Origin of the sequence: Clostridium sp. AM42-4 (genome assembly GCF_003480105.1) — a bacterium.
GTDB lineage: Bacteria > Bacillota > Clostridia > Lachnospirales > Lachnospiraceae > Brotaphodocola.
This window is the reverse complement of record NZ_QUIK01000043.1, coordinates 621-1,073: the sequence shown is the minus strand read 5'-3', so window position 1 is coordinate 1,073 and position 453 is coordinate 621. Positions and strand designations below refer to the sequence as shown.

The following is a 453-nucleotide window of genomic DNA, read 5'->3' as shown; positions in this document are numbered from 1 at the left end:
TTGGAACATCTGTATTCAATGAAATAACACCGCTTCCATCCGCAATCAGCTTTTGCCCTTCTTCTGAAATCATACAATCCAGCACATCCAGTGCAGTATCCAGTTTCTCCCGGTCTTTTTCCAGATTTTTGTTAAATGCAATGTTTAAGGATGGAGTCATGTACACGTAGGATTCATTCGATGTCTGTGAAAAGTAAGGAATACGGATCAGCTCCGCATCCATCTGTTTCTGCAGCTGCTGCATAACCGTCGGATGTCCATGAAACATTGCTGATTTTTCCTCAACAAACATCTGGGTTCCTGTATTGATGTCAATATTGATATCTTCTTTACCAAAGTGCGAGTCCTTAAGAAACTGACTGGTTTCTGAAAAAATACGTTTCCATAATACATCATCAAACTTTACTTCATCCGCTGCAGTCTCTGCACCGTTTCGCCATTCAATACCATCCA

At 40.8% G+C, this 453-nt stretch carries 1 pseudogene; it reads right to left on the bottom strand.

Annotation, left to right across the window (positions count from 1 at the left end):
• Window positions 1-453, bottom strand: a pseudogene (locus tag DW922_RS18210) (carbohydrate ABC transporter substrate-binding protein); the annotation flags it as partial.